An 18,827-nucleotide genomic window follows, 5' to 3' on the forward strand; every position below is an offset into this window, starting at 1 on the left:
GATAAAATAAGCGATGAGAAAGCAGTGGTTTGCTTTCTCATTACCTAGAAATCATGACTGGTTTCTTTTTATTATAGTTATATTTTAATATTTTGGAAGAAAAATATTATTTCTTGAAAATGCCCTTAAAAGCAAATGCAATATTAGCCGGCCGTTCAGCAAGCCTTCTCATGAAATAGCCGTACCAGTCCATGCCGTATGGTACATAGACACGCATCTTATAGCCTTGCTTTGCCAGCTCCAGCTGTGTTTTATTCCTCATGCCATAAAGCATTTGAAACTCGAAACGGTCGTTTGAAATGTTATGCTTCTTTGCTAATTCTTTTGTGTACTCGATGATCTGGTCATCGTGGGAAGCTATTGCTGTATAGTTTCCGTTTAAGAGACTTTGTTCTATCAATTTCTTATAGTTTTCATCAACATCTGTCTTCTCAGGAAATGCGTGCTCAGGTGCTTCTTTATATGCCCCTTTTACCATTCTTAAGAACGGTTGGTATTTCCCCAGATCCTCCAGGTCCTTTTCAGTCCGGTACAGGTACGCCTGCAGAACGGTGCTTACACAGCTGTACTTTTCTTTAAACTGTTTAAACAAATCGATCGTTGCCTGGCAGCGCGGCACATCTTCCATATCGATTGTCACCATGATCTTATGCTTCTCGGCAGTATCAAGAATTCTGGTCATGTTTTTCACAACAAGATCATGATCAATATCCAGACCAAGAGAAGTCATTTTCAGGGATACTTGTGAATCCAGTCCTTCTTTGCTGATCATTTCAATGGTTGAAATACATTCCTCTGTCCGTTCATTTGCCACTTCAACAGAATCAACAAATTCTCCCAAATGATCCACTGTTACAGAAAGTCCCTGATTATTCAGATCCCTGATAAATCGGACGCTGCTTTTGAAATCAACCCCGCCTATTAATTTTCCTGCTGCAAAACTTCCGCCTCTATTCTGGGCGATTTTATTCAGTAAGCTATTTTTAGATAAATATAGGAAAAAGTCCCTTGTAATCGCTTCCATTTAAACAAGCACCTCCAATGGTTATATCTTTAGATTAATCTTACAATTCTGTGACAAGTTCCGACAATGTTCATAAAAAACAAAGATTCTATCAATCTATTGTTGACATAAGACAATGAAAGGCTGCATTTTCCATATGAGAAAACATATTCTGCGCTTCCAGTCACTTCCAATTCTCGTTGTCAATTAATATGTAAGAAAAGTTTCCATATTATTGTTTACAATGACAAGCATTTGTATTTAAATAGTAATATAGTTTTGAATATTTATTTATTTCAGAAAATGGGGGTTAGAGAAAGATGAGAAAGCAGTTAAAGAAATTTGCGCAGTTTACAGCATTGTCAAGCTTGCTGGTCCTCTCAGCATGCGGCGGCAATCAGACTGCAGGGGATGAAGATGGGGAGAGCAGCGGAGGAGCCGTTAAAGCGGATATTGGAGTTATTTCTTATATCAGCGGACCGGGTGCTGCTTATGGTGAAGCTATCACAAATGGCTTAAAGCTCGCACAGGAAGAAATAAATGGCAAGGGAGAAGTCAAGATTAACCTTGTAACTGAGGATTCTGCCGGCAAGCAGGATCAGGCATTGACAGCAGCACAAAAGCTTATGAATTCCGAGAATGTGACAGCCATTATCGGGCCAACCTTAAGCACAGAAATGAACGTAGTCGGTCCGGAAGCCGACCTCAACGGAGTGCCGATTATGGGAACTTCAACAACGGCAGAAGGAATTCCGCAAATTGGGGACTATGTCTTCCGCAACTCACTGCCTGAAGCCTTGGCGATTCCGGCTGCAATAGATAAAGCCATTGAAAAATATGATGCTAAAAAAGTAGCAATTCTATATGGAAATGATGATGTTTTTACAAAATCAGGTTTTGACACAATGAAAAAAGCAGCGGAAGAGAAGGGTCTCGAAATCTTAACGATTGAAACGTTCCAAAAAGGCCAATCAGATTATAATGCTCAGCTGACAAAAATTAAAGGTTTAAAACCGGACCTAATTCTGGCTTCGGCTCTATACAATGAAGGTGCGGTCATCATGGATCAGGCCAGGAAAATGGGCATTGAGGTTCCGTTTGTCGGAGGAAATGGCTTCAATTCTCCTGAGGTCATCAATATCGCAGGGGATGCAGCAAATGGCCTGATTGTGGCAACTCCCTGGTATGGTGAAAAAGAAGATGATAAGGTCAAGGAATTTGTAAGTAAATATGAAAAGGAATACGGCAAAAAGCCGGATCAGTTTGCAGCACAGGCATACGATGCGCTTTACATAATGGCTGAGGCATTGAAGAATGCGGGTGAAGCTGATCGTGATGCACTTCGGGATGCTCTGGCCGAGGTCAAGGGCTTTAATGGAATTCTTGGAGAGTTCTCTTTCGATGAAGAAGGAGATGTCGTGATGGATCCGACCGTTTTAGTTATTGAAGAAGGAGCATTTAAGGAATTTAATTAAAAAGCTGCGAAAGTGAAGCTCTGGCGCCTTCAGTGCCAGAGCTTACTTTTAAGAAAATTACGAGTAAGCAGGTGAATGCCGTGTTAATCGAACAATTAATAAACGGAATTACCCTTGGCAGCATTTATGCCATCGTTGCACTTGGGTTTACATTGGTTTTCGGGGTGCTTGGGATTATCAATATGGCACACGGAGAAATTTTTATGTTCGGAGCCTTCATTGGCGTTGTTGTCACTTCCACTTTTAAAGGGCCGCTTTGGCTGGCTTTTCTGGCTGCGATTGCGGTAACTGCTGCAATGGGATATCTGCTTGAACGATTTGCCCTGAGACCGCTCCGGAATAAACAGGGTGTATCCCATCTGGCGCCATTGATCAGCACCATTGGTGTATCGATACTGCTGGAAAACCTGTCCCACCATATTTTTGGACCGGGCAACCATCCTTTCCGTGCTTCTTTTGCGGAAATCAGCTTCCAGATCGGTTCGATAACTGTATATCTTGTGCAGATTGTTATCTTTGTCATTTCCGTCCTGCTCATGTACGCCCTTTCTTTTTGGCTTGGCAAAACAAAGGCAGGAAAAGCTTTAAGAGCAACTGCTGAAAATCTGGAAACAGCAAGCCTTCTTGGTGTTGATGTCAAAAGAACAATTACAATGACGGTTATCATCGCATCGGCAATGGGCGGAATCGCCGGTATCCTTGTCGGGATGGCCTTTAACTCTGTAACGCCGCAGATGGGTTTATCCATTGGGCTAAAAGGACTTGCCATCATCATTCTTGGCGGGATGGGGAATGTCAAGGGAGCGATGGCAGGAGGGCTTATTCTTGGTCTGGCCGAAACCTTTGTCGTTGTTTACGGCGATTCAGGTTACAAAGATGCAATCGCTTTTGCGGCCATCATCATCATACTTCTCATCAGGCCGCAGGGATTGTTTGGCCAAAAAATTTCAGCGTAAGAAGGTGAAATCATGCTTGCAGAATTAATAAATCCATATTATTTACAGGTAGCTTCTTTTATATTAATCAACATTATATTAGGAGTTAGTATTTATATTACTCTATCAACTGGACAGCTTTCGCTCGCCAATGCCGGATTTATGGGGATCGGTGCCTATACCTCTGCACTATTGACGCTGAATTTTGACCTTCCGATTATTGTGGGCATACTGGCAGGCACTTTATTGGCAGGTGTTTTTGGAATCCTGATCGGGATACCGACATTAAGGCTTCAGGGTGTTTATCTCGCCATTGTTACCCTTGGGTTTGGAGAGGTTATCCGCGTTATTTTTGTAAACTGGGAGTCTATGACAAAGGGAGCTGTCGGTTTATCAGGCATACCGCATATGGGCCGTGAGCTGCTGAATACATTAAAAGACTTAGGCTTTGATCCGAAAATACTTGGACTTCAAAATAACCAGTTTGTATTTCTGGCTATCTTCCTCATTTTATTAGGGGTGACAATCAGCATCATCGCATTTTTCAGGAGGCAGAACCGCTCAAGAGTAGGACGGGCTTTCGCAGCGATTAAGCTGGATGAAAAAGCTGCAGAATCAATGGGCATCAATATTACGTATTATAAGGTCCTGGCATTTGCACAGGGGGCCCTGGTAGCGGGTTTTGCAGGTGCACTGTTTGCCCATGTTCTTGCGTACATAAGTCCTGCAGATTTTGCCTATCACCGTGCCGTTGAGATTCTAATTTTTGCCGTTTTCGGGGGAAGCGAAGTAATCTGGGGACCGGTGTTTGGGGCGCTCTTTCTAACTGTAATGCCGGAAGTGCTCCGATTTATCAGCGAATACCGCTACATGATTTACGGTCTGATCATTATTATTATGATGGCAGTCAGACCGCAAGGATTAATTGATGTAAATATTTTAAACTGGCTCAAGCTTAAAACATCAAAGAGGAGGCAAAAGCATGGTACTTCAAGTCAAAAAAGCATGTAAAAACTTTGGCGGGCTGAGTGCCCTGTCTGATGTTTCATTCTCCATTAATCAGGGAGAAATCTTTGGGCTGATTGGACCGAACGGAGCCGGGAAGACAACGATGTTCAACCTGATAACATCGATGTTTACTCCTACCTCAGGCGAGATTATCTTTAATGAAGACAATATCAATGGCTTAAAGCCGCACCTGATCACGAAAAAGGGAATTTGCAGGACATTCCAGAATATTCGCCTGTTTCCGCAGATGACAGCAGAAGAAAATGTGATGGTTGGGGAGCACTGCCGAAGCAAATCAGGGGTTTTCAGCAGTGTATTCAGGACAAAATCACAGCGGCAGGAAGAAGAGAGAATCCGCAGCAAAGCGAATGAACTATTAGAGTTTGTGGGGCTGGGCGGCTTCGCCGAAACTGTGTCAGACAGCCTCGCATACGGCCAGCAAAGAAGGCTGGAGATTGCCCGTGCCCTGGCCAGTTCTCCTAAATTGCTGCTGCTTGATGAACCGGCAGCCGGAATGAATGAAACAGAAACAAGCGAATTATTTCAACTCATCAAAAAAATTCAGGAACAGGGCATTACGGTCCTCCTGATTGAGCATGATATGCCGCTTGTCATGAAATTATGCGACCGTATTGCCGTCCTGAATTTCGGCAAGAAGATTGCTGAAGGCACACCTGCTGAAATCCAGAATAATCCTGATGTCATCGAAGCCTATCTCGGCAGTGAGGAGGAGGATATGTATGCTTAAGGTAAATGGGATTAACGCTTTTTACGGGAAAATCCAAGTTCTTAAAAACATCAGCCTCGAAGTGGAAGAAGGCAGTATTGTTACGATCCTTGGTGCAAATGGTGCAGGGAAGACAACGACCATGAAGACCATTTCCGGAATGCTTAAGGCTCAAGCCGGCAGCATTCAATTTCAGGGGCAGGATGTAACGGGACTCCGGCCGGACCAGCTGCTGCGCAAAGGGATTGCCCTTGTTCCGGAAGGCCGCCAGATTCTTTCCGGAATGACAGTGCTTGAAAACCTGGAAATGGGGGCATACCACCGGAAGGATAATGAAATTGACCAGGATATTAAGAACGTAATGGAGCGTTTTCCCATCCTCGAAGAAAGGCAGAAACAGCTTGGCGGAACATTATCCGGCGGACAGCAGCAGATGCTGGCCATTGCTAGGGCCATCCTCAGCAAACCAAAGCTGCTTCTTCTGGACGAACCGTCAATGGGACTGGCCCCTCTGATCGTGGCTGACATCTTTAAAATTATAAAAGAGATTAATGAAGCGGGCACGACTGTTCTATTGGTTGAACAGAATGCAAGGCAGGCCCTGAAAATATCCGATTACGGATACGTTTTGGAAACAGGCAAAATGGTTGCTGAAGGAAGTTCAGAGAAGCTTCTGAATGATCCGCGCATCATGGAAGCATACCTGGGGCGCAAATCAAGCTAAAGATAAAAGGCCGAATCTTTTGATTTGGCCTTTTATCTTTTTACCTAATGCATTATGATAATAACGGAAATCAACGTGCAAAAACCGGAGGACAAATGAATAAGAGAAAGAAAATCTTAAAAAGGATAATGATAACTTTATTAATTCTCGGCGTATTTCTATTTTTAAACAACAGCTCTCTGCTTACAAAAGAAAGAAACGATAAGCCGCTCCTGCTCGCTCATAGAGGAATGGCACAGACCTTTCATATGGAAGGGATCACAGGAGAGACGTGTACGGCTGAAAGAATTTACGAGCCTGAGCATAACTTTCTTGAGAATACGATTCCTTCCATGGAAGCAGCTTTTGAGGCAGGGGCAGATATAGTCGAACTGGATATACAGCTTACAAAGGATGGACAATTTGCGGTGTTCCATGATTGGACCCTGGATTGCCGGACAAATGCAAAAGGAAATACGAGAGAGTATACAATGGAGGAATTAAAAAAGCTGGACATTGGATACGGCTATACAGCCGATCACGGTAAAACCCATCCATTTCGCGGCAAGGGAATCGGAATGATGCCAAGCCTGGATGAAGTCATGAAAGAGTTCCCGAAAGGAGATCTCTTAATCCATATTAAAAGCAATGACTCCCAGGAAGGAGTAAAGCTTGCTGAATACCTGTCGATATTTCCAGCAGACAGGTTGGAGAAAATAACTGTATATGGAGGAGACCATCCAATTGCCGCACTGAAGGAAGAAATGCCTGGAATGCGGGCTATGTCTAAGGCTACATTGAAAGATTGCCTCCTGCCATATATAGGTGCGGGATGGACAGGTTATGTGCCAAATGCCTGCAAAAACACACAGGTTCATATTCCTGAATCATATACAAAGCTGCTGTGGGGATGGCCAAATAAGTTCTTAAACCGAATGGATGAGGCAGGTACAAGAGTTATAGTGGTTGCCGGGGATGGGAGCTGGTCGGAAGGCTTTGACAGACCGGAAGACCTACAACGGCTCCCTGAGAGCTATTCAGGAGGCATCTGGACAAACAGGATTGAGCTGATTGCCCCAGTATATAGTAAAGAATAGACGTCTGGTCTGATCCAGGCGTTTTTAAAATTTTTTAACGGAATTATTTAAAAATTTTGTAAAAAGGATTATGATATGGATAGGTTTATTTAGTTTGCCGAAGGATTTTAAGAGTATTATTATACATATATTAACTGCAATTACAGCTTGGGGGACTATAAATGGCGAAAGTATTGGCATTTCTTAAGCCTTACCGGATAGCGGTGGCTATAGCTCTGTCATTAATGCTGACGGAGCTTGCTGTTGAGCTTATTCAGCCATTATTAATGGCAAAAATCATAGATGAAGGCATCCTGCAGAATGATCTTCAGGAGATCCTGAAGTGGGGAGGGATCATGCTGGCTGCTTCTTTTGCGGCTTTTGCGGCTGGAGTCATTAATTCCTTTTATGCTGCACATGTCAGCCAGAGCTTCGGTTTTGATGTAAGGAAAAGCTTATATGACAAGGTTCAATCCTTCTCCTTTGCCAACTTTAATCTTTTTCCGACCTCTTCATTAATTACCCGTATGACGAATGATATTACGCAGCTTCAGAATACTGTTTTTATGAGCCTTCGAATCATGATGAGAGCGCCTCTCTTAATCATCGGCGGCCTGATCATGGCATTTGTGGTAGATGTAAAGCTTGCTCTTATCTTATCAGCTGTTGCCCCTTTCCTTTTTCTATTTCTGTTTTGGGTCATGGGAAAAGGCGGCGCGCTTTTTAAGGCAGTGCAGGAAAAGCTTGATTCTGTGAATAGCGTCATGCAGGAGAACCTGACGGGAATCCGGCTAATTAAAGCGTTTGTCCGCAGAAACCATGAAGTGAAACGCTTCACGCGCACAAATGAGGATCTCAGAGATGGAACCGTTAAAGCACTGCGTCTGATGGAAGTGACTATGCCTGTTCTGCTTTTCATTATGAATCTTAGTATTCTTGGAGTCCTATGGTTTGGCAGCATACAGGTAAATGCAGGGGATGTAAAGGTAGGCGAGGTAGTTGCGATTGTGAACTATGCAACCAGAATAACGGCCGCCTTCTCCATTTTCTCCTGGATTATCATGGCATTTTCCAGGGCGAGGGCATCAGCAAACCGTGTAACAGAGGTACTGGACACCGAAGTGGATTTAACTGACCGTCAAGAATCTCATGATAGGAAGGGCTTAACAGTGAGCCGGGGGGAAATTCACTTTAAAGATGTATCTTTTAAATATCCAGGCACTTCAGAGAAGGTACTCGATAGAATCAGCTTTATCATCCATCCCGGGGAAACAGTGGCAATAATGGGTGCAACAGGCTCCGGGAAGACCTCTTTATTCCAGCTTATCCCCCGCCTTTATGATGTGACCGGCGGGAGAGTTGAAATTGATGGGCGGGATGTAAGGGAATTGAAAATGGAGAACCTCCGCAGGAAAATCGGCTTTGTTCCTCAGGAAGCCCTGCTCTTTACAGGCAGTGTGAAAGAAAACATATCATGGGGAAAAGAAGATGCAGCGATGGAGGAAATCACTGAAGCAGCGGTCAATGCGCAGATACATGAAACCATCATGAAGCTTCCGCAGGGTTATGAAACAAGAGTGGGGCAAAAGGGTGTTAACTTATCCGGCGGGCAAAAACAGCGTCTTTCCATTGCCCGGGCGCTTGTACGAAAGCCTAAAATCCTTCTTCTTGATGACAGCACAAGTGCGCTGGATATGAAAACAGAAGCAAAACTTCTGAATTCATTGAAACAATATACCTGTACAACCATGATTATTACGCAGAAAATCAGTACAGCAATGGAAGCAGACAGAATCCTGTTGCTTGAGGATGGGGTGCTTCTTGCTGAGGGAGACCACGAGACTCTTCTTAAAACATCCGGATTGTATAAGCGAATTTTTCAATCCCAGTCTGGAGAGGGGAACAGAAACTATGCTTAAACACTTTAAAGAACCTTTCCAGCATAAAAGAATTCCTCTTGAGCTGAATGGTGAATTTACAAAAGGGAAAAAGCCCAAGTCTGAAAACATGGGGGCCACACTAAAAAGAATCTGGTCCTATTTAGCCTATAATAAGGGTTTGTTATATCTCGTTTTATTCATGGTGGTCATCAGCTCGGCAATGGGGCTGCTTGGCCCCTATTTAGTCGGAATGGCTATTGACGATTATATTGTCACAAAGAACAGCGATGGATTTATCGCTTTACTGATCTGGCTTGGCGTCATTTATGTGTTGAACTCGCTTGCCCTCTGGTTTCAGAATTATTGGATGATCGGCATCGCACAGGAAACGGTTTTTACGATGAGAACGAAGCTTTTTGGCCACTTGCACAGGCTGCCTATTCCGTTCTTTGACAAGCGGCAGCAGGGTGAACTGATGAGCAGGGTTACAAACGATATTGAAAATGTCAGCTCGACTCTGAACAGTTCAGTGATACAGGTCTTTTCCAGCCTGCTGACATTGATTGGCACTGTCTCTGTTATGCTTTGGCTAAGTCCTTTGCTGACGCTCATTACCCTGATCATTGTGCCGCTGATGTTCTTTGGAATGAAATGGATTACAGCACGGACAGGAAGGTTGTTCAAAGAGCAGCAGAAGAATCTTGGAGAGCTGAACGGTTTTATTGAAGAAACCATATCAGGGCAAAGGATCATCAAGACCTTTTCTCAGGAACAGAAAGTGATGGCCGAGTTTCGGGAAAAAGGGGAAAAACTTAAGCTGGCAGGGTTCTGGGCTCAAACTTATTCCGGGTTTATCCCGAAGCTGATGAATGTCCTGAACAACTTGAGCTTTGCCATTATCGCCGGGGCAGGGGGCATTTTTGCCCTGAATGGGATGATCTCAATCGGTGTGATTGTCATATTCACAGAGTATTCCCGCCAATTTACACGTCCGCTTAATGACCTGGCAAACCAATTTAACACCCTTCTATCTGCGCTTGCCGGAGCAGAGCGGGTATTCGACATCATGGATGAGGATGAAGAATTCCGAAATGAAGAGCAGCTGAAAGAGCTTGCCGAAGTGAAAGGCGAGGTCGAATTCCAGGATGTTTCTTTTTCGTATGAAGAAGACGGAAATACGGTAAGAAACGTAAACCTCCATGTCAAAGCAGGCCAGACCGCTGCTTTCGTTGGTCCGACAGGTGCAGGAAAGACCACCATGATCAATTTGCTCTCCCGCTTTTATGAACGGGACTCAGGCCGTATTTTAATTGACGGTGAAGATATCGCAAATGTGAAAAAAGAAAGCCTTAGAAAGCATATGGGATTTGTCCTGCAGGATTCATTTCTTTTCCGCGGCACTGTGCGTGAAAATATCCGCTACGGCAGGCTGGAAGCTTCAGAAGAAGAAGTGGTGGAGGCGGCTAAGCTTGCCAATGCCCATTCATTTATCGTGAAACTTCCGCAGCAGTATGATACAGTGCTGAGTCAGGACGGAAATGGCATTAGTCAGGGGCAAAAGCAGCTTCTTTCCATTGCACGTGCATTTTTGGCCAACCCGGACATCTTAGTTCTGGATGAAGCCACAAGCAGCATTGATACGGTGACAGAGCTTAAAATTCAGGATGCCCTTCGGGAGCTGATGAAAGGAAGGACCAGCTTTGTCATTGCCCACCGTTTGAACACCATTCAAAATGCGGATAAAATTTTTGTTCTGGAAGCGGGCAGGATTATTGAGGAAGGAACACATGAATCACTGCTTGAACAGGAGGGCTTTTATTACCGGCTGCATGGTAAAGCGGCGGCTGGGGCAAATGCATGAAGTCAATGGCTATTCCATCACAAAAGGCGGACTTGATTACGATCAAATCCGCCTTTTCGCTAATCTATCGAATAACATTTTTTTCTCTTGCTTCTTTTAGCCAGTCCGGGAATTCGTTCAGCAGGAGGTCATATAGTTCGTTATCAGAAATGGCCTCTACATCTTTAATGTGGAAAAAATTTGCGTTATCAATATAGCGGCCATCCATTTCATCCAGCTTTTCCAATACTTCAAAGTTTGAATCGCCTATCCCGACAAACTGCCAGAACAAGGGTTTATCGGATGATGAAACAACAGGTTTTTTGATGGTTCTTTTGCAGCCGCCATCATTAATGAAAACAATGAAGGCAGGATCTTTGCTCGGATCTTCAGAGGTATATTTCTGAATGACATCCTCCATTACCGGAGGCTCATCATTTCGTCCGAATTTGTGTATTAGATCATTGTTTAAAATATACTGATCCACATATCCTTCAAAATCATGTTCGGTTACCGGCTTCAGCCTGGAAAATTCATTATCATAGACCCAGACATCCAATTCGCCATCATCATCAAATTGGCTGGCAACAGCTAAGATTCTCTCCACAACCCTCTGGACGGTTCCATTTTTATATAACTTGCGCATGGAGCCGGAAATGTCCAGCACCAAACCTACTCTGGCAGTGACATTTGTCAAATTCTTTTTTTCCAATACAATGCCTGCTGATTTTTTTAATAAACTAATAGAGCTCATTTCTGTGGAATCCCCCTTTAATCATATATTCTAATGTTTACCATATCGGGAGACTATCCGCATTAAAAAAGCTTCTAATTTGAGAATTTCATAGCAAAGTCGATCAGCATTTTTTCATATAAATGGATGGAATGCGGCAGAACGTATTCCTTATCTCCGTGCCAGTTCATGCCGGTTGGGCCAAATTCGATGGCAGGGATCCCGTAATTGGCAAAGAACACAGTATCCGCAGAACCATGCTGTCCAAAGAAAACAGCTTTATCTTCTGTGTGCTTTTCGACAATGGGTTCGAGCATCAGGATGAAAGGATTATCTCTGGCTGTCACAAGCGGCTTTGAGAACATATTCATGATAATTTCCCCATCTGTGATATTTTCAATTTGTTTGATGATCTCTTCATGGTTCTGCTGCGGCAAATAGCGGATATCATACGACATTACACATTTTTCAGGCACCTTATTATATACATCCCCTCCGCTTATTTTTGCCAGATTAATCGAAGGGTATGGGTAAAATTCCGATGATTCCTTTGCAAAAGGCAATTTTAATAGTTTTTGATGAACTTCAAAAGCCTTTTCGATAGCATTGACTCCCTCCCATGGACGGCTGCCGTGTGCAGGGTCTCCTTCTATCTCAATGTCCAGCCTGATAACGCCTTTTGCTTCGAGCGCAATTCCAAGCTGAGTGGGTTCAGAGCAAATGACAAAATCGCCGCGATATCCCTGTTCTGCTAAATACCCGGAACAATTAAAGCCTCCGATTTCTTCATCTGAAACAATTTGAATCTGTATTTTTACGCCTATGGGCATATTTTTGAGCTCTTTTACTGCGCACATCATGGCGGCAACACCGGCTTTCATATCCGCAGCTCCACGTCCATAAATCTTATCGCGGACTTCTACAGGAATGAACTGTTCATCCTTTCCTGAAACAACATCCACATGTCCGTTAAAAATAATGGTCTGATCCCCGCTTCCGATTTCACAGACAGCCATTTTATAGCCATTATTTTCGATGATTCTGGAAGGGAGGTCATGTCCCGACAGCCATTGATGGCAATATTCAATGGCCTGGTTTGCTCCCTCCTTTGAAGAGCTGTCAATTGAAATGAGATCTTTCAATAAGTTTTCAAGCATATGTCAAAGGTCCTCCTTTAATACAGCAATAAATTTACACAGTCCTCTCTTACTATTCCCGCTTTGGGAGGATGAAAACAGCCTGTTTTATGATGGCCCAATAATTGTGAAGAATTGGTGAAGTGTATTGCGAAAAGGGGAGGGATGGAGTATATTATAAGTGAGGAAAGTTAGTGAAGTGTTTCACAAATTAATTCGAAAACAACTTCACTAAAGCATTCTTTTCTCCTAAGAGCTGGCCGGCTTTTTAAATCCCTAACAGGGAAAAAATTTTAAGAGATTATGTGAAATAATTCACAATAATAACATGGAGATGATTATGATGATGAAATGGTGGAAAACTCCTCAGGCAGCAGCTGTTTGGACCGTATTAAGGGTTTGGCTGGGTATTCAGTGGCTTGAAGCAGGATGGCATAAGGTTGCAGACGGATTCGATGCAGGCGGATTTATGCAGGGGGCCATTGCCAAAGCAGCTGGCGATCATCCGGCAGTGCAGGGCTGGTATGCGGGATTCCTGGAAAATGTAGCACTGCCAAACGCGGATTTATTCAGCACTCTAGTGGCATGGGGCGAAGTTCTTGTCGGGGTTGGACTTATACTAGGAGCTGCGACCATTCCGGCTTTAATTGCAGCAGCTTTCATGAATCTAAACTTCTTATTAGCAGGAACAACAAGCACTAACCCAATACTGTATACAGCAGCAATCATCCTTCTATTTACAGGCGCTGGTGCTTACTACTGGGGAATTGACAGATTCGCCATCCCGTATATTAAGACAATGATGAAAGGCGGTCACGGCATAGGCAAAAGAGAAGCACACACTCACTAAGCAGTAATAGGAAGAAGCAGGAGCCTGATGGTCCTGCTTCTTTTTTACCTTTGAGCTAGCGTTTTTTCCTGCTTTTTGCCCGCTGATCGGCAGCCTTGGAACGTGCCATTGCCTCGAGATCATCATGATCGGCGAGTTCGCGGTTAAATTCTACGTCGATGCCGTCAGATTTCATGTTTTTCGGTACTTGTGGAAGTGATGCTTTGTTTTTATCACGAGTTTTATGTCCATGTGCACGGCCCATTGCAAATAACCCCTTTCAGCAATAAAGGTACGGAAACTTAGGTGTTTCCGTACCTTTATCATGTACCATCGATCAGGGCGGTATGAGTGGAAATTAATGTTTGAACTGTCTGCCTGCAAATCCGCCGGCCTTGTCAGCCCGTTTGAATTCTCTTGAATAAGTTACTTCCTGCATGCTTGATAACGTGCTTTTGGATTTGTCTTTTTTCTTTTTATCCACTTTGCATCATCCTTTCAGAATAAGGGTACACACTTACCTTATTTTTCCCTTATTTGACATAAATGATACAAATTTCATTGATAAATATTCCTTAGAGCTGAACGTAAATCCGGATATAAAAAGTCATAGCCTAATGCCTGCAGTTTTTCAGGAAGCACCTTTTGCCCTTCCAGTACCAATGTACTCATCTCCCCGAGAGCTATCTTTAAAGCAAAACCGGGAGCGGGCAGCCAGTGGGGACGATTAAGGACTTCACCGAGTATTTTTCCAAATTCTTTCATTGTCAGGGGATTTGGTGATGTAAAGTTAACGGGCCCCTGCAGCTGCTCGTATTCAATGCAATAAAGGATTCCGTTTACAACATCATCTAAATGAATCCAGGAAACCCATTGATCCCCTGTTCCAACAGACCCTCCGGCAAATAGCTTGTAGGGAAGGGCCATTCGCGGAAGAGCTCCATCGCTCTTTTCGAGAATGATTCCAAATCTGCAGAAAACGGTCCGGACTTCAAATTCTTCTGCTTTGGAGGCCTCTTCTTCCCAGCATCTTACTGTTTCAGCTAAAAAATCAGTGCCGCTTTTGCTGTTGGCTTCTGTAAAGGTTTCATTCCGGGATGTGCCATAGTAACCGACCGCACTGGCATTGATTAATGTATATGGCTTTTCTTCAAGGCGGCTAACAATGCGGAGAACTTCCCTTGTGGCAGTAATGCGGCTGTTTAATATACGCTTTTTACGTTCATCTGTCCATCTTCCGCTGTTAATGGACTCACCAGCCAGGTTGATAAACACGTCAATGCTTTCCAGAGCATCCTCAGGTGAGTCATCATCGTTCAGCCATTGTACATATTGCAAATTTTTAGAAGCATGTTTATCAGCTGAATTCCTTGTAAGAATAAACAGTTCATGTTTTTTATCCAGTAATTTTTTAACCAAGGCGCTTCCAACAAAACCAGTTCCGCCGGCGATGGCAATTCTCATGGGAAATTCCCCTTTCAAGTGTCATATACTTTGGTACATTTTACGACGTTTTCTTTCAAAATCCTTTTTTGGATGTGTTACATTTAAGATAAGAGGTGGAGAAAATGCCGACTATTACTAAAATCACAGTTCAGAAAAAAAACACAGACCGCTACAATATATATATGGATTATGGGAAAGGTGAAGAATATGCATTTAGTGTGGATGAAGATGTTTTAATTAAGCATCAGCTAAAAAAGGGAATGGAGCTTGATGAATTCTCTTTAAATGAAATTGGCTATCAGGATGATATCCGGAAAGCCTATAACAGGGCTATTCATTATTTATCCAGAAGAATGCGCTCAGAAACCGAAGTCCGCAAACATTTAGCTGAAAAAGAAGTGGAAGAACCGGTTATTCAGGAAGTTATCCACAAATTGTATGATTACCATTTTTTAAATGATGAAGAATTTGCAGCAGCTTTTGTGCGTACACAAATGAACACATCAGATAAAGGTAAAGGCCTGATCCGCACAGAACTAAAGGAAAAAGGGATTTCCCCTCAATTAATCGAAATGGCATTGGAGGAATATCAAAGGGATGCTGAGTTAGCTGCCGCTATAAGGCTGTGTGAAAAATATTCAAAGAAATATGCTCGTGATTCATCCAAAATCCTTAAGCAAAAGCTGGAACAGATGTTAATGCGTAAAGGCTTTAATTTCGACATCATTCAAGAAGCTGTAACTGAAACGGAGATTGATAAAGAAGAGGATGAAGAACTGGCTGCCCTGAGGTTCCAGGCGGAAAAAGCGAAGAAGAAATATGCAAACCTTCCTGAGTTCGAATATATGCAAAAAATGAAGCAAGCCTTGTTCAGAAAAGGTTTTTCTTTTGATTTGATAGAGCAATTTTTAAGTGAAGAAGAATAACACATGGAAAGCCCATGTGTTATTTTTTTGACTCGATGACAATTGAGTCTTCTTCCATGTGATCCAGAATCATGGCTGCCACTTCTTTAGGAGAACGAAGCCTGGATTTGTCCTTGATATGGTCGCTTTCATCCCAGAAAGGGGTGTCCATGCCGCCCATATAAACCGCTTTCACTTTAATATTTGTATTCTCCAGTTCCTTCTGAAGGCTCTCCGTAAACCCTCTTACAGCGAATTTGCTTGCCACATACACGGATTCATTTACTTTCCCTTTTAAGCCCGCAGTCGAAATGATATTCATCAGCAGGCCTTCGTTTTTTTCCTTTAAAAGGGAGAGAACGGCCTGTGTCATAAAAATAGTGCCCAGCGTGTTAGTTTCGAACATTTCCTGAATGTCTTGAGCTGCAAGGCTGTGAACAGGCCCGAAATGCCCAACCCCGGCATTGTTTATCAGCCCATAGAGTTCATGGTTTTGGAGTTGAGTAATCAATTTGCTGATTTCTTTGGTTTGTGTGATATCTACAGTATAGGATTGAGCGCTTCCGCCGGCTTCATGAATTTCCTGTTCCACGCTTTGCAGCTTGTCCAATGTCCTGCCAGTTAAAATAATATGAAATCCCTGTCCCGCAAACAATAAAGCAAGCTCTTTTCCCAAGCCCGACCCTGCGCCGGTAATGATGACTGACTTCATCTGAATCCTCCTTTGAAACGTCTTATAATCACCATCTTAGCAAAAAAGTCCAGCACATGCGAAATGCATTAAAACAAAAAACAGGAGCCTTTTCTAAACGGGCATTTTCTCATATACTTAGCTATGGAAGCCTTAACAGTAAATGTAACTATCTGAAGAAAGTAAGAGGATATTAATATGCAGGAAAAAAGATACAGTACAATGTCTACGTATGAGCTTCAGCAGGAAATTGCCAGTTTAAATGAAAAAGCAAGGAAAGCGGAACAGATGGGTATGGTAAATGAGTTTGCCGTGCTTGAACGCAAAGTCATAATGGCGAAATCCTACCTGCTCAATCCAGATGACTTTTTACCCGGTGAAATTTATGAAATTGACGGGGATCCGGGTGTTTACTTTAAGATTGACTATATGAATGGAGTATTTGCCTGGGGATTCAGGCTGAACGGAAGCAAAGGCGAAGAGGCTCTGCCCATTTCCATGCTGAAAAAATTAGCGAAAAAAGGATGACCTGACGTGGAGTAAAAAACAATCAGAGGGGGAAAGGCCCCCCTGATTGAAATTTCACTTTAAGAGTTTTTGCGAATCTGCCTTTTTAAAATAATGAGGTCTTGAGTTTGCTGGGTCTCGCCATTTACTTGTGAATGTGCACGTTTTGGCCTAAAGTGCGGTGAAGTAAATGGACTGGAATAAGGATTATCACCAAAAAAGTTTTTGCTGTTTCCCATAACCAAGCCTCCCCGTATTTTAAAATTCAGGTGTGTCACTTTCGCGGTCTGTTGAAGCTTTCATTCGTTCCTGAGGGTGTGTGTTAATCGTGCCATCAGCCCGGCGTGAAGCATACTCTGCTTTTGCCCGCGGCTCCCCCTCCAATTTTATATTGTTCTGATTTGGGAAATTTCTCGCTTTATTGCGCATAACAAGCCTCCTAAACCGGAATAAGAGCGTGACCGGCAAATAGCTAATCACGTAATACTATTATTTGTATTTTACGGAAGGCTATGAAGGATTAAGGGGATTAATAAATGGAAAAGAGGTGATTTTTATGAATGAGTACCAGCAAAAGCTTTATGAGCTTTTATTGGAAAAGAATAACCTGCTTTCGGCAAGTCAGGCCCAGACATGGATTGAGCTGCTTTGGGAGGATTTCGAAGCAACATATGCCAAGGCTGGCAGAGAATATAAGGGTGCTGAAATGACAGAAAGAATTGTAAGGCAATGGATAGAAAACTATGGCAGCAGGCTTCATGAATTTGTTGCCAATAATCCTAAATACAAGCATTTGCTTGAGCAGGATAAGAATACCCTAAATTAAAAACAGGCTGCCAATCGTAGCAGCCTGTTTTTATTATCCGGGAAGAATATCCAGTTTTTTTCGAAGCTTTTCCTCGCTGAAAATCCAGCCTGTATAGGATGATTGAATGTTAAACTCCCGATCGAGCTGGACCACGGCTACAAATGGATAATGTCCATTGCTCCGGTAGCGAAGGTCAATAAAGCGAACTTCATAATAATCATCATATTCATCCACTTCCCAGCGGTAAACCGGTGAGAAGGACAGGAATGCAGATAGATTTTTATCTTTCTTCGCGGCTTCTATTACAGGTGTCTCGGGAACGGGAACGCGATTAAATTGATCAAGAATCCTCACGTGATTTTTAACTGCACGCCCGACGAAAAATTGCTGCCTGTTCATAACCGCCACACGCCACTGATTAAACCTCATCGTTGGGGCAATGATGATTTCAGTTGCATCCGGTATCATAACCTTTACGGCATTTAATACACTTCTCTGGGCTGCAAACCGCAGAAGATAATAAACGAAAATTATGCCATAAATGATTAGAAATGTATAACCGGGATGAGCCCCAAATGCCCATATGAATAATCCGGCGACATGAATCCCGAAAATGAATGGGTCAAATGTGTTAATAATCCCCAGTGCTACCCATTTGGATGAAAAGGGCCGGAGTGCCTGTGTTCCATATGCATTGAAAATGTCTACAAAAACATGCAGAAATACAGCCAAAAAAGTCCATAGCCATAAGTGCAGCAGATCCGCTGACGGAAAAAACGGGTAAACCACTGCAAGTATGACAAGCGGCCAAAGCAGGACGGCCGGTATGGAGTGGGTAATTCCCCTGTGATTGCGAATGTAAACGGCGTTATTTCTTAGTTTTAAGACAGTATCGATATCAGGTATTTGTGAACCGACGATGGCTCCAATCATGACACTCGTTGCAGTAGCAGAACTTTCCGCAACAACGGGGTCAAGAGTGGCAATGCCGCCAAGCGCCAGCCCCATCACTACATGTGTGCCGGTATCCAAGAGGAAAATACCTCCTTCCCTGGTAACAAATCTTATGTGGAGTACCTAATTTACTTAAAGTGTAACAGCAAAATTCTTGTATTAACAGCCGAA

Annotated in this window: 22 protein-coding genes; 12 read left to right on the top strand and 10 right to left on the bottom strand. The window is 43.1% G+C overall.

All coding sequences use genetic code 11. The features are described 5' to 3' along the window. Window positions 1–106: 106 nt before the first annotated feature. Window positions 107–1,024 (bottom strand): proline dehydrogenase family protein, encoded by a 918-nt coding sequence (locus NAF01_RS05650; RefSeq protein ID WP_163140272.1) that lies wholly within the window; start codon window positions 1,022–1,024, stop codon window positions 107–109. Between the two features lie 299 nt (window positions 1,025–1,323). On the opposite strand from NAF01_RS05650, the gene NAF01_RS05655 reads away from it, so the two are divergent. The 8 genes from NAF01_RS05655 (at window position 1,324) to NAF01_RS05690 (ending at window position 10,668) form a co-directional block, all read left to right on the top strand. Next, window positions 1,324–2,478: an ABC transporter substrate-binding protein gene (locus tag NAF01_RS05655; RefSeq protein ID WP_197249145.1), complete on the top strand. Its 1,155-nt coding sequence runs from the start codon at window positions 1,324–1,326 to the stop codon at window positions 2,476–2,478. A gap of 80 nt (window positions 2,479–2,558) precedes the next feature. Then, complete coding sequence (locus NAF01_RS05660) at window positions 2,559–3,434, top strand: branched-chain amino acid ABC transporter permease (RefSeq protein WP_048011758.1); 876 nt, start codon at window positions 2,559–2,561, stop codon at window positions 3,432–3,434. Window positions 3,435–3,446: 12 nt separating this feature from the next. Further along, complete coding sequence (locus NAF01_RS05665) at window positions 3,447–4,424, top strand: branched-chain amino acid ABC transporter permease (RefSeq protein ID WP_197205545.1); 978 nt, start codon at window positions 3,447–3,449, stop codon at window positions 4,422–4,424. Further along, window positions 4,396–5,169, top strand: coding sequence for an ABC transporter ATP-binding protein (locus NAF01_RS05670; protein ID WP_197214454.1), 774 nt, complete (start codon window positions 4,396–4,398; stop codon window positions 5,167–5,169). Before NAF01_RS05665 ends, NAF01_RS05670 begins: the two co-directional genes overlap by 29 nt. Continuing rightward, window positions 5,162–5,872: an ABC transporter ATP-binding protein gene (locus tag NAF01_RS05675; protein WP_197205547.1), complete on the top strand. Its 711-nt coding sequence runs from the start codon at window positions 5,162–5,164 to the stop codon at window positions 5,870–5,872. The genes NAF01_RS05670 and NAF01_RS05675 overlap by 8 nt, the downstream gene beginning before the upstream one ends. Window positions 5,873–5,967: 95 nt before the next feature. Then, on the top strand, window positions 5,968–6,948 hold the full coding sequence (locus tag NAF01_RS05680; RefSeq protein WP_226619351.1) for a glycerophosphodiester phosphodiesterase family protein: 981 nt from the start codon (window positions 5,968–5,970) through the stop codon (window positions 6,946–6,948). Window positions 6,949–7,109: 161 nt separating this feature from the next. Beyond that, entirely contained in the window at window positions 7,110–8,846 is a 1,737-nt protein-coding gene (locus NAF01_RS05685) for an ABC transporter ATP-binding protein (protein WP_226619350.1), read from the top strand. Then, window positions 8,839–10,668: an ABC transporter ATP-binding protein gene (locus NAF01_RS05690; RefSeq protein ID WP_226619349.1), complete on the top strand. Its 1,830-nt coding sequence runs from the start codon at window positions 8,839–8,841 to the stop codon at window positions 10,666–10,668. Before NAF01_RS05685 ends, NAF01_RS05690 begins: the two co-directional genes overlap by 8 nt. A 64-nt stretch (window positions 10,669–10,732) precedes the next feature. Here NAF01_RS05690 and NAF01_RS05695 read toward each other — a convergent pair whose 3' ends face one another. Together NAF01_RS05695 and NAF01_RS05700 are read right to left on the bottom strand one after the other, a co-directional pair. Continuing rightward, window positions 10,733–11,401, bottom strand: a complete 669-nt coding sequence (locus tag NAF01_RS05695; RefSeq protein WP_226619348.1) for a vWA domain-containing protein — start codon at window positions 11,399–11,401, stop codon at window positions 10,733–10,735. Window positions 11,402–11,475: 74 nt separating this feature from the next. After that, window positions 11,476–12,537: a M20 family metallopeptidase gene (locus tag NAF01_RS05700; RefSeq protein ID WP_197214459.1), complete on the bottom strand. Its 1,062-nt coding sequence runs from the start codon at window positions 12,535–12,537 to the stop codon at window positions 11,476–11,478. Between the two features lie 325 nt (window positions 12,538–12,862). Here NAF01_RS05700 and NAF01_RS05705 point away from each other — a divergent pair, with 325 nt between their 5' ends. Beyond that, complete coding sequence (locus tag NAF01_RS05705; RefSeq protein ID WP_226619717.1) at window positions 12,863–13,366, top strand: DoxX family protein; 504 nt, start codon at window positions 12,863–12,865, stop codon at window positions 13,364–13,366. 55 nt (window positions 13,367–13,421) lie between these two features. Here NAF01_RS05705 and NAF01_RS05710 read toward each other — a convergent pair whose 3' ends face one another. From NAF01_RS05710 to NAF01_RS05720, 3 genes are all read right to left on the bottom strand, one after another. Continuing rightward, window positions 13,422–13,610: a YfhD family protein gene (locus NAF01_RS05710; protein ID WP_048011767.1), complete on the bottom strand. Its 189-nt coding sequence runs from the start codon at window positions 13,608–13,610 to the stop codon at window positions 13,422–13,424. Between the two features lie 93 nt (window positions 13,611–13,703). Further along, window positions 13,704–13,829 (bottom strand): YfhE family protein, encoded by a 126-nt coding sequence (locus tag NAF01_RS05715; RefSeq protein WP_226619347.1) that lies wholly within the window; start codon window positions 13,827–13,829, stop codon window positions 13,704–13,706. Between the two features lie 74 nt (window positions 13,830–13,903). Continuing rightward, entirely contained in the window at window positions 13,904–14,809 is a 906-nt protein-coding gene (locus NAF01_RS05720) for a TIGR01777 family oxidoreductase (RefSeq protein WP_197214460.1), read from the bottom strand. A gap of 104 nt (window positions 14,810–14,913) precedes the next feature. Between NAF01_RS05720 and recX the strand changes: the two genes are divergently transcribed. After that, the gene (gene recX / locus NAF01_RS05725) at window positions 14,914–15,717 is read left to right on the top strand and encodes a recombination regulator RecX (protein ID WP_250801950.1); all 804 of its coding nucleotides are present in this window, start codon (window positions 14,914–14,916) and stop codon (window positions 15,715–15,717) included. A gap of 19 nt (window positions 15,718–15,736) precedes the next feature. Here recX and NAF01_RS05730 read toward each other — a convergent pair whose 3' ends face one another. Continuing rightward, complete coding sequence (locus NAF01_RS05730; RefSeq protein WP_226619346.1) at window positions 15,737–16,408, bottom strand: SDR family NAD(P)-dependent oxidoreductase; 672 nt, start codon at window positions 16,406–16,408, stop codon at window positions 15,737–15,739. Between the two features lie 177 nt (window positions 16,409–16,585). On the opposite strand from NAF01_RS05730, the gene NAF01_RS05735 reads away from it, so the two are divergent. Further along, on the top strand, window positions 16,586–16,915 hold the full coding sequence (locus NAF01_RS05735) for a YfhH family protein (protein ID WP_226619345.1): 330 nt from the start codon (window positions 16,586–16,588) through the stop codon (window positions 16,913–16,915). 59 nt (window positions 16,916–16,974) lie between these two features. Here the strand turns inward: NAF01_RS05735 and NAF01_RS05740 are convergent, their stop codons facing one another. Then, a complete protein-coding gene (locus NAF01_RS05740) occupies window positions 16,975–17,133 on the bottom strand; it encodes a YpzG family protein (protein WP_009335831.1) in 159 nt (52 codons plus the stop codon). 19 nt (window positions 17,134–17,152) lie between these two features. Then, window positions 17,153–17,323, bottom strand: coding sequence for a small, acid-soluble spore protein K (locus NAF01_RS05745; RefSeq protein WP_048011772.1), 171 nt, complete (start codon window positions 17,321–17,323; stop codon window positions 17,153–17,155). A gap of 127 nt (window positions 17,324–17,450) precedes the next feature. Here NAF01_RS05745 and NAF01_RS05750 point away from each other — a divergent pair, with 127 nt between their 5' ends. Further along, window positions 17,451–17,720, top strand: a complete 270-nt coding sequence (locus NAF01_RS05750) for a YfhJ family protein (protein WP_048011773.1) — start codon at window positions 17,451–17,453, stop codon at window positions 17,718–17,720. Between the two features lie 33 nt (window positions 17,721–17,753). Here NAF01_RS05750 and NAF01_RS05755 read toward each other — a convergent pair whose 3' ends face one another. Further along, window positions 17,754–18,734 carry a metal-dependent hydrolase gene (locus NAF01_RS05755; protein WP_197214465.1) on the bottom strand — a complete coding sequence of 327 codons (981 nt, stop codon included), beginning with the start codon at window positions 18,732–18,734 and terminating at the stop codon, window positions 17,754–17,756. Window positions 18,735–18,827: the final 93 nt, after the last annotated feature.

Origin of the sequence: Cytobacillus firmus (genome assembly GCF_023657595.1) — a bacterium.
Classification (GTDB): domain Bacteria; phylum Bacillota; class Bacilli; order Bacillales; family Cytobacillaceae; genus Cytobacillus; species Cytobacillus firmus_B.